General features: G+C 70.8%; 11 protein-coding genes. 5 read left to right on the forward strand and 6 right to left on the reverse strand.

The genetic code is table 11. The features are described from left to right. Nucleotides 1–2: 2 nt before the first annotated feature. The 4 genes from kdpF to ku form a co-directional block, all read right to left on the reverse strand. A complete protein-coding gene (kdpF, locus tag QQM67_RS24865) occupies nt 3–92 on the reverse strand; it encodes a K(+)-transporting ATPase subunit F (RefSeq protein WP_314176603.1) in 90 nt (29 codons plus the stop codon). A 249-nt stretch (nt 93–341) separates the two neighbouring features. Beyond that, nucleotides 342–1,151 carry a TIGR03943 family putative permease subunit gene (locus QQM67_RS24870; protein WP_314176605.1) on the reverse strand — a complete coding sequence of 270 codons (810 nt, stop codon included), beginning with the start codon at nt 1,149–1,151 and terminating at the stop codon, nt 342–344. Continuing rightward, nucleotides 1,148–2,155: a permease gene (locus tag QQM67_RS24875; protein ID WP_314176607.1), complete on the reverse strand. Its 1,008-nt coding sequence runs from the start codon at nt 2,153–2,155 to the stop codon at nt 1,148–1,150. The genes QQM67_RS24870 and QQM67_RS24875 overlap by 4 nt, the downstream gene beginning before the upstream one ends. Nucleotides 2,156–2,328: 173 nt before the next feature. Further along, complete coding sequence (ku, locus tag QQM67_RS24880) at nt 2,329–3,381, reverse strand: non-homologous end joining protein Ku (protein WP_314176609.1); 1,053 nt, start codon at nt 3,379–3,381, stop codon at nt 2,329–2,331. Between the two features lie 293 nt (nt 3,382–3,674). Here ku and QQM67_RS24885 point away from each other — a divergent pair, with 293 nt between their 5' ends. Further along, complete coding sequence (locus tag QQM67_RS24885; protein ID WP_314176611.1) at nt 3,675–4,415, forward strand: HAD family acid phosphatase; 741 nt, start codon at nt 3,675–3,677, stop codon at nt 4,413–4,415. A 154-nt stretch (nt 4,416–4,569) separates the two neighbouring features. Continuing rightward, complete coding sequence (locus tag QQM67_RS24890) at nt 4,570–5,190, forward strand: L-threonylcarbamoyladenylate synthase (protein ID WP_314176613.1); 621 nt, start codon at nt 4,570–4,572, stop codon at nt 5,188–5,190. 41 nt (nt 5,191–5,231) lie between these two features. On the opposite strand, the gene QQM67_RS24895 is transcribed toward QQM67_RS24890, so the two are convergent. Both QQM67_RS24895 and QQM67_RS24900 read right to left on the reverse strand, forming a co-directional pair. Then, nucleotides 5,232–5,558 (reverse strand): trypco2 family protein, encoded by a 327-nt coding sequence (locus QQM67_RS24895; RefSeq protein WP_314176615.1) that lies wholly within the window; start codon nt 5,556–5,558, stop codon nt 5,232–5,234. 1,202 nt (nt 5,559–6,760) lie between these two features. After that, nucleotides 6,761–9,064, reverse strand: coding sequence for an NACHT domain-containing protein (locus QQM67_RS24900; protein ID WP_314176617.1), 2,304 nt, complete (start codon nt 9,062–9,064; stop codon nt 6,761–6,763). Between the two features lie 428 nt (nt 9,065–9,492). Between QQM67_RS24900 and QQM67_RS24905 the strand changes: the two genes are divergently transcribed. The 3 genes from QQM67_RS24905 (at nt 9,493) to QQM67_RS24915 (ending at nt 13,458) form a co-directional block, all read left to right on the forward strand. Next, complete coding sequence (locus QQM67_RS24905; RefSeq protein WP_314176619.1) at nt 9,493–10,524, forward strand: hypothetical protein; 1,032 nt, start codon at nt 9,493–9,495, stop codon at nt 10,522–10,524. Nucleotides 10,525–10,659: 135 nt separating this feature from the next. Continuing rightward, nucleotides 10,660–11,928, forward strand: coding sequence for an FAD-dependent monooxygenase (locus QQM67_RS24910; RefSeq protein ID WP_314176621.1), 1,269 nt, complete (start codon nt 10,660–10,662; stop codon nt 11,926–11,928). 111 nt (nt 11,929–12,039) lie between these two features. Beyond that, nucleotides 12,040–13,458 (forward strand): MFS transporter, encoded by a 1,419-nt coding sequence (locus QQM67_RS24915; RefSeq protein WP_314176623.1) that lies wholly within the window; start codon nt 12,040–12,042, stop codon nt 13,456–13,458. Nucleotides 13,459–13,497 lie beyond the last annotated feature (39 nt).

The raw sequence follows: 13,497 nt of genomic DNA on the forward strand, positions 1-13,497 counted from the left end.
TCTCAGAACCTCTCCGGGAAGAGCAGCGCCACGACCAGGTAGCCCAGCAGCAGGACGGCGACGACGAGACCGGCGATGTTCCCTGCCGTCACAGCTTCGCCACCCCCTTGGCGACGAGGGCCACCAGCGCGAACACCGCGAGGACGGTGACGACGAAAGCCAGATCGGCCATCGCAAGCTCCCGGGAGGTCGGACGGTGACGCTCGCGGTTGCGAGCTCACGCAACAGGAAGCTCCCCGGGCAGTGGCGTGCAGCCCTCCTCGACACGGCTCAGACGCCCCAACGGGCGATCTCCACGGGCTCCGGTCCCGGTTCTGCGGCGGGCGGAGGCGGCGGCCCGGTCAGCTCTCGTACTCGTCGCGCGGCGCCTTGACCGGCTTCGCCTTGCTGACGTCGAAGAACGGTATGACGCCGCCGTTGACGGGGTCCTTGGTCCGCTTCGCGTCGTAGGTGCCGACGACCTCGAGCCATGTGTCGGGCTGAAGGGTCGGCGGCAGCTCTCCGGAAAGACCGATCTTGACCGGACGGGCGTCGGCGGCACAGCAGTTGAGGACCATGCGCGTGAGGTACGGGGCGCCCTTGCGGTCCAGGGCGACGAAGCCCGTCATCCGTATCCGGCGGTCGCCGAGGGTGCGGCCGTGGTCGTAGATCGCACGGCCCGCGTAGTCGCCGACGTTCAGCCGGAGGGTGCCGCCGGCGGGAAGTGCCGGGAAGCCGGCGGGCCGTTGCAGGGCGGTGCCGGCACGCATGGCGGTGTAGGAGCCGGCGGCGGGCGGCGCGACGAGGATCAGTGCGAAGAGCGGCAGGACGAGGAGCCAGGCGATGCGCGGCTCCCGGTGGCCGTGGCCGTGGCCGTGTGCGTCGCCGTCCGAGTGGGCGTGCACGCCGTCGTCCTGCCCGCGCGCGTCCTGCCCGTGAGCGTCCTGCCCGTCGTCTCCCTGCTCGGACGGGCGGCTCTTCGCCTTCGCCCGTGGCCGCCGCAGCTCGTACCAGACGGTGGCGAGCGCGGCTGCGATCAGGACGATGCCCGCGACGAGCAGCAGCGGACGCAACCCGGCCTTGACGTAACGCAGATACAGATCGGTCGAGCTGGCGCGCAGCACCGCCACGCCGACGAGGAACAGCACCGCTGCCTGCGCCTGCCGGTTCACAGCAGCACCGCCCCGACGAGGACCGACGTGAGGACGGCCAGTGCGAACGTGGCGGGCGCGAACCGCAGCGCGAACCCGCGGCCGAACGTGCCGGCCTGCATGGCGAAGAGCTTCAGGTCGATCATCGGCCCGACGACGAGGAAGGCCAGCCGCGCGGTGAGCGAGAACTGCGACAGGGAGGCGGCCACGAACGCGTCGGCCTCGGAGCAGATCGACAGCAGCACGGCGAGGAGCCCCAGTGCGAGGACCGACAGCACGGGATCGCCGGCCGCCGCCTGAAGCCAGTCGGCCGGTACGAAGGCCTTGAGCGTCGCCGCGGCCATGCCGCCGACCACGAGGAAGCCGCCGGCGTGCATCACGTCGTGCCGCACGGACCCCCAGAACGCGGCCCCCTTGCCGTACCCCTCGAACGAGGGCCGGGACGGCGGACGCAGCCAGTCGGTACGGCCCAGCCGATGCCACAGCCAGCCCATCGCGCACGCGACCACCAGGCTCGCCACGAACCGGGCGAGCACCATCTCGGGGTTGCCGGGAAACGCGACGGCGGTCGCGGTCAGCACGATCGGGTTGATCGCGGGCGCGGACAGCAGGAACGCGAGCGCTGCCGCCGGTGTGACGCCGCGGCGCACGAGCGCCCCCGCGACCGGCACGGACGCGCACTCGCAGCCGGGAAGCACCACGCCGCCCAGCCCGGCCACGGGCACCGCGAGGGCCGGCCGTGCAGGCAGCGCCCGTACGAAGAACGACGGCGGCACGAACACCGCGATGACCGCCGACAGCAGCACCCCGAGGACGAGGAAGGGCAGCGCCTGCACGATCACCGCGACGAACACGGTCATCCAGCTCTGCATCACCGGTGCGGAGAGCGCCCGGCCGATCGGCGCCTGCAACACCATCAGCAGGAGCAGCAGAAGGATCAGCGCCAGGGAGGAGTTGACGTGCCGACCCCGCGCCTCGTCCGCGTCGCGGTGATCCTCCCGCGGTGGTGCTTCGGTGGTCGGCACGGGCGGGGAACCTCCGGTGTCGCGCGCGGGCCCGGTGGCCGGGATGTACGGAACGGCAGCGTAGCCGGGGGCGCGTCGCCATGTCCTTCGATCGTGTGACAGTGACAACGCCCGCGCGCAGGTCAAGCCGGACGATGCGCTGAGCCGGTCCGCTCCGGCCGTCCCGGTACGGGTCAGGCGGCGCTCGCGCTCCGGGAGAGGGCGCTCTTCAACTCGTCGCGGGTCATGCGGGACCTGCCCGGAACGCCGGCGTCGGTCGCGAGGCGATACAGCTCGTCCTTCGTCAGCTCGTCCAGGTCCTGCCGGGGCTCCTTCCGGGCCTGCTTCTTCCGCCCGCCGGAGCCGGCCGCCGCCTTCGCCCCCGCCTTCCCCCCGGACTTCGTGCTCGCCCCCGCCTTCGCGCTCGCCTTGGTTCCCGCCTTCGTTCCCGCCCTCGTCTTCGTGCCGCCGGAGCGCGCCCTGTCGACCGACGCCTGAAGCGCCGACATCAGGTCGACCACGTTGGTGGACTCCGGCGGCCCCTCGCCCTTCTCCACCGTCTCTCCGGCCCTCTTCGCCTCGATCAGCTCACGGACCCGCTCGTGGGTGTGGTCCTGGTAGTCGTGCGGGTTCCACTCCATGGCCATGGCCTCGATCAGCTGCGCGGCCATCTTCCGCTCCCGCGCCGACGCCTTGGCGCCGGAGGGCAGGTTGCTCAGCGTCTCGTGCGGGTCGCGGACCTCGTCCGCCCAGTGCAGGGTGTGCATGACCAGTACGCCGCCCTGCTCGTGCACCGCCACGAGATAGTCCTTCTGCCGCATGCTCATCGTGGCGATGCCGGCCCGGCCGGTCTCCGAGAGCGCGTCGCGCAGCAGCCCGTAGACGTTGGCGTGCTCCTTGCGCGGCTGGAGGAAGTACGTGGAGTCGAAGTACGCGGGCTCGATGGAGTCCAGCTCCACGAAGCCGCTGATCTCGATGGACTGGGAACGGCCCGGAGTGATCGCGTCCAGCTCGCCGGGCTCGATGACGACGTATTCGCCGTCGCCGGTGTCGTACCCCTTGACGATCTTGTCGTAGGGGACCTCTTTGCCCGTCCGCTCGTTCACGCGCTTGTTCCGTACCCGGTCCGAGGTGCCGCGCTCCAGCTGGTGGAAGCGGACGGTATGGGAGTCGGTGGCCGTGGCGAGCTGGACGGGCAGGGTGACCAGCCCGAACGTCAGGGACCCGGACCACACTGCGCGCGCCATGACGATCCGTCCTCTCAGCCGGTGCCGTGTGTCCCATATTCACACCGTTCATGGCAGTGCGCCGCTTGTCGTTCCGTACGGGGGGCGGCTGCCGAGTTCGTCCTGAGGCGCCGACCGCCGGTGCGCGGGCGCCTCGGTGGTCCCTTCGGAGGCGTAGAACATGTCATCACTACCGACTGGTAGCCGGAGCGTTCCCTTCCGTCCATGATGAGACGCGAACATGTCACGACCCCCTCGCCGGTCCGGCGACGGCTCATCCCGCGTCGGCGTTGCGACTCAGGAGTGAACCCCCCATGCATGGACGTAATTGGAGAGTACGGATAGCGGTCTCGGTCGCCGGAGCGACCGCCGCGACCGTGGCCACGGCCGTCGCGCTGCCCACGACGGCCACCTCCGCCCCGGCCGACTCGCAGGCGAAGCACGGCACTTCGGCCGTCGCCACCGCCGAGCCCAAAGCCGACGCGAGCAAGACAGGCAAGACCAGCAAGACGGGCAAGACGGGCAAGACCAGCGAGCCGGGCGAGCCGCGCGCCGACGACGTCGACTACGACACGTGGAAACGCGACGTGAGCACGGTCACCGACGAGGCGCGCCCCTACCTGGAGAAGCGCATCTCCGACGGCGCGGGCGAGAAGATGGCGATCGTCCTCGACATCGACAACACCTCGCTGGAGACGCACTTTCACCCCGTCTGGGAGCTGCCGACGCCCGCGGTCCAGCAGACCCTCGACCTCGCCCGCTACGCCGAATCCCGTGGCGTGGCCGTCTACTTCGTCACCGCCCGGCCCGGCATCATCTACTCGCTCACCAAGGACAACCTGGAGAAGGAAGGCTTCCCGATCACCGGGCTGTACGTGCGGGATCTGCCGGACATCTTCGACGAGGTCAGCAAGTACAAGACCGCCAAGCGCGCGGAGATCGAGGCCCAGGGCTACAAGATCATCGCCAACATCGGCAACACCCCGACCGACGTGGTGGGCGGGCATGCCGAGAAGACCTTCAAACTCCCGGACTACGACGGCAAGTTGAGCTGAGGAGGTCCGCCTCGGCGCGGGCGGTGCGCCGTCCCGCCGTCCTTCCCCGGAGGGCCCTTCCCCGGAGGAACAGAGCCACCGGGTTCCGTACGGGGAGGGGCGACGGGCCGCCCGCGCCGCCGAGGCCCGCGGCGTGGTCACCTACGCTCGGTGGATGGCGAAGTACTTCGACGTGCACCCTGAGAACCCGCAACGCCGCACCATCGGCACGGTGGCCGAGAGCCTCCGGTCCGGCGCGCTCATCGCGTATCCGACGGACTCGTGCTTCGCGCTGGGTTGCCGGCTGGGCAGCCGCGACGGCATGGACCGCATCCGGTCGATCCGGCATCTCGGCGACCGGCACCACTTCACCCTCGTGTGCGAGAACTTCGCGCAGCTCGGGCAGTTCGTGCACGTCGACAACGACGTGTTCCGCGCCATCAAGGCGGCCACGCCCGGGAGTTACACCTTCATCCTCCCCGCGACGAAGGAGGTGCCGCGCAAGCTGCTGCACCCGAAGAAGAAGACGGTCGGGGTGCGCATCCCCGATCACGTCGTCACCCAGGCGCTGCTCGCCGAGCTCGGCGAGCCGCTGCTCTCCAGCACCCTGCTGCTGCCGGACGAGGACGAACCGATGACGCAGGGCTGGGAGATCAAGGAACGCCTCGACCACGCGGTGGACGCGGTGATCGACTCCGGCGACTGCGGGACCGAGCCCACCACCGTCATCGACTTCTCCGGCGGCGGCGCCGAGATCGTACGCAGGGGGGCGGGCGACACCGCGCGCTTCGAGTAGGGCGCGCCGGTTCCCGTAAGGCAGTTCCCGGCCGGGCGAGGTCAGGACCCGAAGCCGCTCGTGTCGCCCGGGGAGTCGTTGCCGATCTCCACGGCGCGGCCCGTCGTCACGTCCTTGGGCGTGAGGGTGAAGGCCACCCGGTGGGTGCGGCTCCGGGCCGTTCTGGCGTCGGCGTCCGCGCTGACCACCCACGCCTTGAAGCCGCCCTTGGTGCCCGCGTCGTGGCGGAGCTCGACCGCGAACTCCATCTGGATCTCCCCGACGTCGAAGCGCACGGGCTCGTCCTCGGCGGCGGCCGCCGCACTCACCAGCTCGTCCCTGATCGCCCTTACTGCGGCGGCGAGTTCAATGCTGTCGAAGTCCGGCACGATCCTGCCCCTGCCCCCGTAGCTCGCGAGTACCGGTCCGACGGTACGTCACCGTCGCGGTGCCCGCCGCCGCCACGCGAAGGCCCGCTTCGGGGCGTCGTCGGCCGCCTCCTGGCCTCGCGGGAGGATTCTGACCGAGCCCTCCGGCAGAGCGTCGGCTCCCGTGACGTGCAGGTTCCGGCCGGACGAGCTCACATGGACCCGGAGGTCCGGGATGCCGGCGAGCGCGGAGAGGTCGACCGTCGACGACTTCCGTCCGGCCGCGATGTGCAGCCGGAGCGTGTGCAACGACGGGAACGTGCGGCGGAGTTCGTCCGTAGTGCAGTGGGCCTGGCTCTCGTACGTCTCCACGACCGCCGTGGTGACGGCGCGGAGCGGGGAGATGTGGCCCGGTTCCGGCCGGCACAGCCCGACGGAGACGAGAGCGACATTGCGCAGACGCGGGAGCCGCGAGAGGACGCCGAGTTCTCGTGCCGGTACGGGTGCGTTGCCCAGATCGAGCGAGGTCAGCCGAGGCCAGCGGGTAAGGGCGAGCAGTTTCTGGAGGGTCAGGTTGCCGTCGAAGGAGAGCTGCTCCAGGCCGGACGCGAACGGCACGTCCGGCAGCGACAGACGGCGGGCCGGGCCCCGCCGGTGCCACACGAACGCGGCCTCACGCAGCGTCGTGATGCCGCTCAGCGGAGCGAGGTCCGGCCCGCTCGGCATGTCCTGCAACGTGAGCGACCGCAAGGGGAGCACGGACAGCGCTTCGTAGTCCACGAGTCCCCCGCAGTCGGACAGGACCAGTCCCGACAGCTCCGGTACGCAGTCCAGCAGGAACTCCACGTCCGGCAGCCTGTCGTTGGCCTCCAGGGTGAGCTCGCGCGGAGCCGCGCACCGCAGCGCGGGTGACAGCTCGTCCGCCGGGAAGTCCCCCACGCAGCGCAGCAGCGGTACGGAGCCGATCCCGGTCAGCGCGGACAATTGCTCGGGGCTTCCCACGGTGAGCTGCACGCCGTCCAGCGGCATGTGGCCGAGGATGTCCTCCGCATAGGTGCGGGGGTCGAACCTGTCCCAGGCTTCGGCGAGTTCCTGGAGCACCGCCGGGTCCGTGCTCTCGCGGAAGGTGCGCAGCACCTGGAAGGCGTGCTCGCCGCCCAGCAGGCGGGCGGTGTGGGCCACCGGCCGGGCCTGGTGCGCGGTCAGCGCCTCGGGAGGCGGCATCAGATCGAGGGCCACCGTGCCCGCCTCGGCGAGCAGTTCGGCCTCGGGCAGGTTCTGCGGGGGCACGAGCGCCGACGCCCGCTCCTCGACCTCGGCGCGGACCTCGGGGGCGAGCGACGTGGCGTGTTCGAGGCATGCCGCGGCGAGCAGGTGCAGGCGCTCGCGCTGCGGGTGCACCGCGGCGTCGCCCAGCTCCAGCAGACGGCGCAGGAGCACGGCCCGTTCCCCCGGACGCGCGTGCCCGATCGCCATCCGCACCACGTCCTCCCACTGCGGCTCGTGGGCGTGCGCGGCCACCAGGTTGAGGTCCTGGCCCTCCACGGCGGCCTTGGCGCCGAGATAGTCCTGGAAGGTGCGGTGTACGAACTCCAGCGTCTCGGGCGAGGGAGCGCGCAGCAACCGCAGCGCAACAGCAGGTACTCCAGGACCTCTTCGGCCTTCTCGGGCGGAGCGATCTGGGGCATCGACCGCAGCGTCTGCCCGACTATCTTCAGCGCGTCCGGGCGGTCGGCCTCGACGTGGCCGTTGCGGATCATCCAGTAGGCGAGGTCCTGGAGTAACAGCCGCTGGGCGTCCTCGTCCTGCCGCAGCGCCTCCTGGCTGCTGCTCCCGCCGGACAGCTCGGGCCTCGGCAGTTCACGCTGCACGTCCCGGCGGACCAGCAGCATGCTCAGTGCCGCCCGGTACAACTCCAGCCGGTTCTGCGGCAGATACGAGTCACGGTCCCGGTTGAGCGCGCAGATCATGGCGCACATCAGCGGGTTGGTGGCGAGCCGCGCCAAGTCCGTCTTGCGGGGCAGGACATCGGTCAGATGGCGCCGGTACGTCTCCAACCGGGCCTTCTCGTCGCAGCGTTGGGCCGTCTCGGCCGCCGCCCGGTGCCAGCGGTTCAGGAACGCCGTCACGTCCTGGCGGTTCATCGGCAGCAGGTTGAGCTCGGTGAAGTCCTGGTGGTGCAGCCATCCGTCGGCCACGGCGGAGGGGCGCGTGGTGACCAGGTAGATGCAGTCCCGGTAGAGGGTGATGAGGCTCTTGAGCCACTGCTGGGTGCGCTCGCGGTCCCGCTCGCGCACCTCGTCGACGCCGTCGACGAGCAGCAGCCCGCGCCCGGAGTGCAGCACCTGGTCGGCCCAGCCCTCGGGCTGGCTGGCGGCGAGCGGGTTGCCCACCGCTGCGAGGAAGTCCACCGGTGCGGGCAGGGTCTCGCGCCGGGCCAGGGATCTGAGGGGGAGGACGAAGGGGACGCACCCCTGGAAGTGGCCCAGGCCCACCGGGAAGTCCTGCCGTGCGGCCGTCACGGCGAGCCACTGCACGAGCGTCGTCTTGCCGGAACCGGCCAGCCCCCGCAGCAGGATCCGCGTCTCGCGGGAGAACGCCGACTCGACGCGCTTGCGCCCGCCGCCGGCCGGCTCGTGCGGCGGCCCGTCGGGCGAAGTGTCGAAGGCGTGCTCGCGGCCGTGCTCCCGGCTGTGGTGCGGCGCCAGTTCGAGGCTCAGATACGCCGTGTCCAGCGGCCACTGGGCGTGCTCCTGGCGGCTGAAGTCCAGTCCGAAGATGGTCAGTTCGCTGTAGTACTCGGCCACGTAGTCCGCGTAGCGGCGCTCGAACTCGGCGTGCGGATTGTGCACCGGGCCGGAGAACTCGACGACGGTCGGCTGGTGGCCGGTGTGCTTCACCAGCTGCCGGACGAACTCCGGGTCGTCGAACAGGACGCGGCTGCGCACCGCTTCGAGGCGGCCGTGCTGCCAGCCGTGGGGATCCGCGACCACCACGCCGATGACGGTCCCCTCGGCGAACAGCGCGGCGCCGGACATCCCCGCCCAGGGCGACTCGCCGTCATGTCCGGGCCAGGGCGGGGTGTGCGCGCTGTCCAGCACATAGCGGGCGCGGACCATCCGCGAACCCGGCTTGAACGTGCCCACGATCTGCTCGGTGTCGAGCTCTTCCCCGCTGCCGCGCTGCACCCGCGGAAAGCCGATCGCCTGACAGGACTCCATCGTCTCCAGGGCCAGCGGCATGCCCCAGCGCACGGACTGAAGGTCCAGCAGTTCGGCGTGGTCGGGAGGCAGCAGGTCCGCCTTGGCGAGCAGCAGCGCGGCGTCGCACTCGCGGTCGTGCCGCACCCACACCACGCGGCAGTCGACCTCGCCGACACCGCCGAGCGCCGCAGCCTTCGCCGTATAGCGGTTGGTGACCACATGGCCGGCGGTCAGGACGAGCCGGGGCGTGAGGAGATAGCCGCTGCCCTGGCTGGTGCCGTGTACCGCGGCGATGCGCAGGCGTTCCGGTCCCACTGGTTCCACCGCCGGTCACTCCGCGCCGCAGGGACGCGGCGAGGGCGTGCGGCCGCGGATCTGCCTCCGGTGCCCGTACGGATCTGCCTTGCCGCGTCTCATACGCCCCCGTCCTTCGTCGCTCCGACGGTAGGCCAACGCGCGTCCGCGCGTCACCGGTTCCCCGTGCGCCTTGCCTGCGGAGGGCCGCCGGGAGGCGGCCGCAGACCGGCGGGGCCGCCGGAAAAATTCGCGTTAACTCCTGGGCGAACCCTTGCCAAGCAGAGTTAGTACGTGTTCGGATTAGTTCCGTCAGGCGCCCAGACGCTGCTCATTTCCGCTGGTCAGAGCCTATGCGGTGGGCCGATTCCGGCCTGCGCTCCCGCCGTTCAACCCTCGCGCGGTGAAGCGCCGTACGAAGGCCCCATAGCTGAAGCGAAGACTCCTGGAGGAACCCCATGTTCGATCTGTCGTCCGTCGATCTGCTCGACGCGTTCACCCGTGAACTGGAGCTGTGCAAGGTCGAGGAGGGCGAGCACGTCGTCGTCCTGGCCGAGCCCGGCAGCCGCGGTGACTACGTCGCCGCCGCGTTCGGAGCGGCGAAGTCCCTGGGAGCCCGCGTCATCTCCGCGACCGTGCCCGGCGGCAGCCCCGCCCCGATGGACAGCACCCGCACCGGCGCCGGGCCCGGGCTGACGTCCGTGCTGGACGACACCGCCGCCCAGGACCTGCTGAAGTCGGCGGACCTCGTCGTCGACCTCACTCAGGAGGGCTTCATCCACGCGCCCGTCCAGCAGGAGATCCTCAGCTCCGGCACCCGCATCATCTTCGTCTGCGACGCACCCGACGTGCTCGTACGCAACCTGCCGCAGGCGTCCGACAAGGAGCGCGTCCTTGAGGGGTCCGCCCTGCTGGAGCGCTCGGAGATCATGCGCGTGACCTCCGACGCCGGTACGGACCTCACGGTGCGGCTCAAGGGCTCCCGCCCGGAGTTCCAGGTCGGCTTCGCCGACGACCCGGGCCGCTGGGACCACTGGCCGAGCACGATGGTGCTGTGCTGGCCCGAGTTCTCGGACGGCCGGCTGGTGCTGGCGGAGGGCGACATCCTGCTGCCCTTCAAGGAGTACGTCCGCGACCCCGTCACGCTGGACATCGCCGACGGCCGCATCGAGAAGATCTCGGGCGGCGCGGAGGCGAAGCTGCTGGACACCTTCTTCGAGGACGCGGACGACGAGTGGGGCCGCAGCCTCTCCCACATGGGATGGGGGCTGATGAAGAGCGCCGACTGGTTCGCGACCGCCCTGTACGGCAAGGGCGAGCTGATGGGCATGGACGCCCGCGCCTTCGCCGGGAACTTCCTCTGGTCGACCGGCCCGCACCCCGTGCTCGGCCGCGAGTCCTACGCACACGTGGACATCGCGATGCGCGGCTGCACCGTGTCCGTCGACGGCACCGACGTCGTCGTGGACGGGCGGCTCACCGAGCGCTGACGCGCCGGAGGGCCGCGCCTTCCGGCCGCCGCACTTCGCCGGAGTCCGGCGACCCTCGGGCCGTCCCTTCCCAACCCGTACGGGCTGTGCCGCAGCCCCGTCCACCCCTTGTCCACGCCTCGTCCTGGAGGAGCCTTGGCGCCCAGCCAGTCTTTCGAAGTCACCGTCGTCGGCGGTGGATTGGGCGGCATGACAGCCGCGCTCGCCCTGCGCCAGCGGGGCATCCGGGTCACCGTCCTGGAACAGGCACCCGCGCTGGGAGAGGTGGGAGCCGGCATCCAGACCGCGCCCAACGCCAGCCGCGTCCTGCTCGGGCTCGGACTGCGCGCGCAGCTGGAGGCCATTCACACGGAGCCGCAGGACCAGGTGCGGCGCAGGTGGAAGGACGGTAGCGTCGTCGCCCTGACCAGGCTGGGCCAGTACTGCAAGGAGCGGTACAACGCCCCGTACTGGCACTACCACCGGGCCGATCTGCACCGCGTGATCATGGACGCCTGCACGGATCCGGACGGCCCCGGGCCCGTGGTGACCCTGCACACGGACAAGAAGGTCACCGGCCTGGACCGCACCGACCCGCGGCGCCCCGCCGCCCTCACCGGCGACGGCTGCCGGTACGAGAGCGACGCCCTGATCGGCGCCGACGGCATCCGCTCGCGGGTGCGTGACGAGATGGGAGCCGACGACACCCTTCTCTTCTCCGGCGAGATGGCCTACCGGGCCCTGATCCCGGGCGACTTGATCGCCGCCGACCCGGCCACGAGGTGGCTCGTGGACCGCTACCAGAGCACCATCTGGTACGGCCCCGACCGCCACCTCGTCCACTACATGATCCGCGGCGGCGAGTATCTCAACGTCGTCGCCTGCGTCCCCTGCACCGACGAGGTCGCCGAGAGATGGGTGGCCCGCGCGGACGCGCAGGAGCTGGCGGACGCCTTCCCCGGCTGGGACGACAGGGTCCCCGCCATGCTCTCCAAGGCGAAGGAGGACGTGTCCTGCTTCGCCCTCTACTACCGGCGTCCCGACCCGGTGTGGATGGACGGCCGCATCGCGCTGCTGGGCGACGCGTGCCACGCCATGCTTCCCTACCAGGCACAGGGCGCCTCGCAGGCCATGGAGGACGCCGCCGTGCTCGCGGAGGAGCTGGGCGCCGTCACCGCGGACGGGATCGGAGGAGCGCTGCGCCGCTATGTGGACCGGCGGGCCAAGCACGCCGGGATGGTGCAGCAGGCCTCGCTGCGCAACAAGACCTTCTACCACCTCCCCGACGGGCCCGAGCAGCGGGAACGCGACGCGAAGCTGAAGCACTTCGACGGGGAGTCCGACGTCTCCTACGACTGGCTGTGGAGCGGCACACCGCTCAACGACCCCGACCTGGGGGCCTTCTCCTACCAATTCTCCCGGTGAGCTGGGCGGGCGCGTCGATGCGGCGTCCCGCTGACAGGCGAGCGAACCGGCGTCGGCGTCGTCCATCCCAGGCGACGCGCATGAGCCCATCACCAAACCGTGGAGCGAACCGTGAAGACAGGCGATCAGATAGTCCAGGAACTCCCATGGAAATGGGGCGTCCAGGGCAGGATTTTCATCATCGGTGGCCTCGGCTACCTGTTCGACGCGTGGGACATCGCACTCAACGGCTTCCTGATGCCGTTGCTGTCCAAGGACTTCGGACTCTCCGTCGGCGAGAGCGGTCTCGTCGCGACGGCCAACCTCGTCGGAATGGCCGTCGGAGCCGTGGTGTGGGGCGCCGTCGCCGACCGCATCGGCCGCAGGCGGGCCTTCAGCGCGACGCTGCTGATCTTCGCGGTGTTCTCCGTACTGGGCGCGCTCTCTCCCGAGTACTCGGTCTTCCTTCTGCTGCGCTTCCTCGCGGGAGTCGGACTGGGCGGCTGCATCCCCGTCGACTACGCGCTCGTGAGCGAGTTCTCGCCGAGGAAGTACCGCGGCCGCATCCTCACCGCGCTCGACCTCTGGTGGCCGGTCGGCGTCACGCTGTGCGGCCTGGTCGCGACCCTGATGGTGCCGCTGCCGGGCAACTGGCGCTGGATGCTCGCGACGATGGTGCTGCCCGCGCTGCTGCTGTTCTGGGTGCGCCGCGGCGTTCCCGAGTCCCCGATCTACCTGACCCGGGTCGGCCGGGAGGCCGAGGCACGGCAGGTCATCGACGCGCTCGCCGCCCGTACGGGCGTGACACCCGAGCCGTACGAGATCCCCTCGCCCGCAGCGGGCGAGGGCGCGGACCGGCCACGGGGCGTGCGGGCCGGAGTCGAGCAGTTCCGGCGGCTGTGGACGTACAACCCGCGTATCACCTCGGTCTCCTGGCTGCTGTTCATCACGATCATGCTGGTCTACTACGCGGCCCTGACCTGGATGCCGTCGATCCTCAAGGAGCAGGGCTACAACGACACCGCGTCCTTCATGGGGCCCACCCTGATGAGCGGCGTCGGCATCCTCGGCGTCCTCGTCTCGACCTGGCTGGTGGACGTCGTCGGCCGAAAGTGGCTCATCGGGGTCGCGGCACCGGTCTCCACGGCGGCGCTGGTGGCCTTCGCGCTGGTGCTGAAGGCGGAGAACGCCGCGCTGGTGGCGATCGCGGTCTTCGGCTTCCTGATCCAGCTGACCATCCCCGTGCTCTACGCGTACGCCGCCGAGCTGTACCCGACGACGCTGCGCGCCAGCGGCTTCGGGTGGGCCTCGTCGGTCAGCCGGATCAGCACCGGGTTCGCGCCGATGCTCTTCGGGTCGCTGATGTGGCCGCTGCTCGGGCTGCCGTTGACGTTCACGGTGCTGGGGGCGGTCGTGGTGCTCGCGGTGGTCTGGATGGCCTTCGGCGCTCCGGAGACCAAGGGCAAGGACCTGGACGACATCGACGACGAGCCGGTGGGCGAGGAGACGACTGTTCCGCTGCTCGCTGAGAAGACGCCCGTGCAGGGCTGAACTGGCGCTGAACTGCCGCCGAACCGACGCCGAGTCGTC

The sequence above is a fragment of the Streptomyces winkii genome (assembly GCF_032248595.1).
Lineage (GTDB): Bacteria > Actinomycetota > Actinomycetes > Streptomycetales > Streptomycetaceae > Streptomyces > Streptomyces winkii.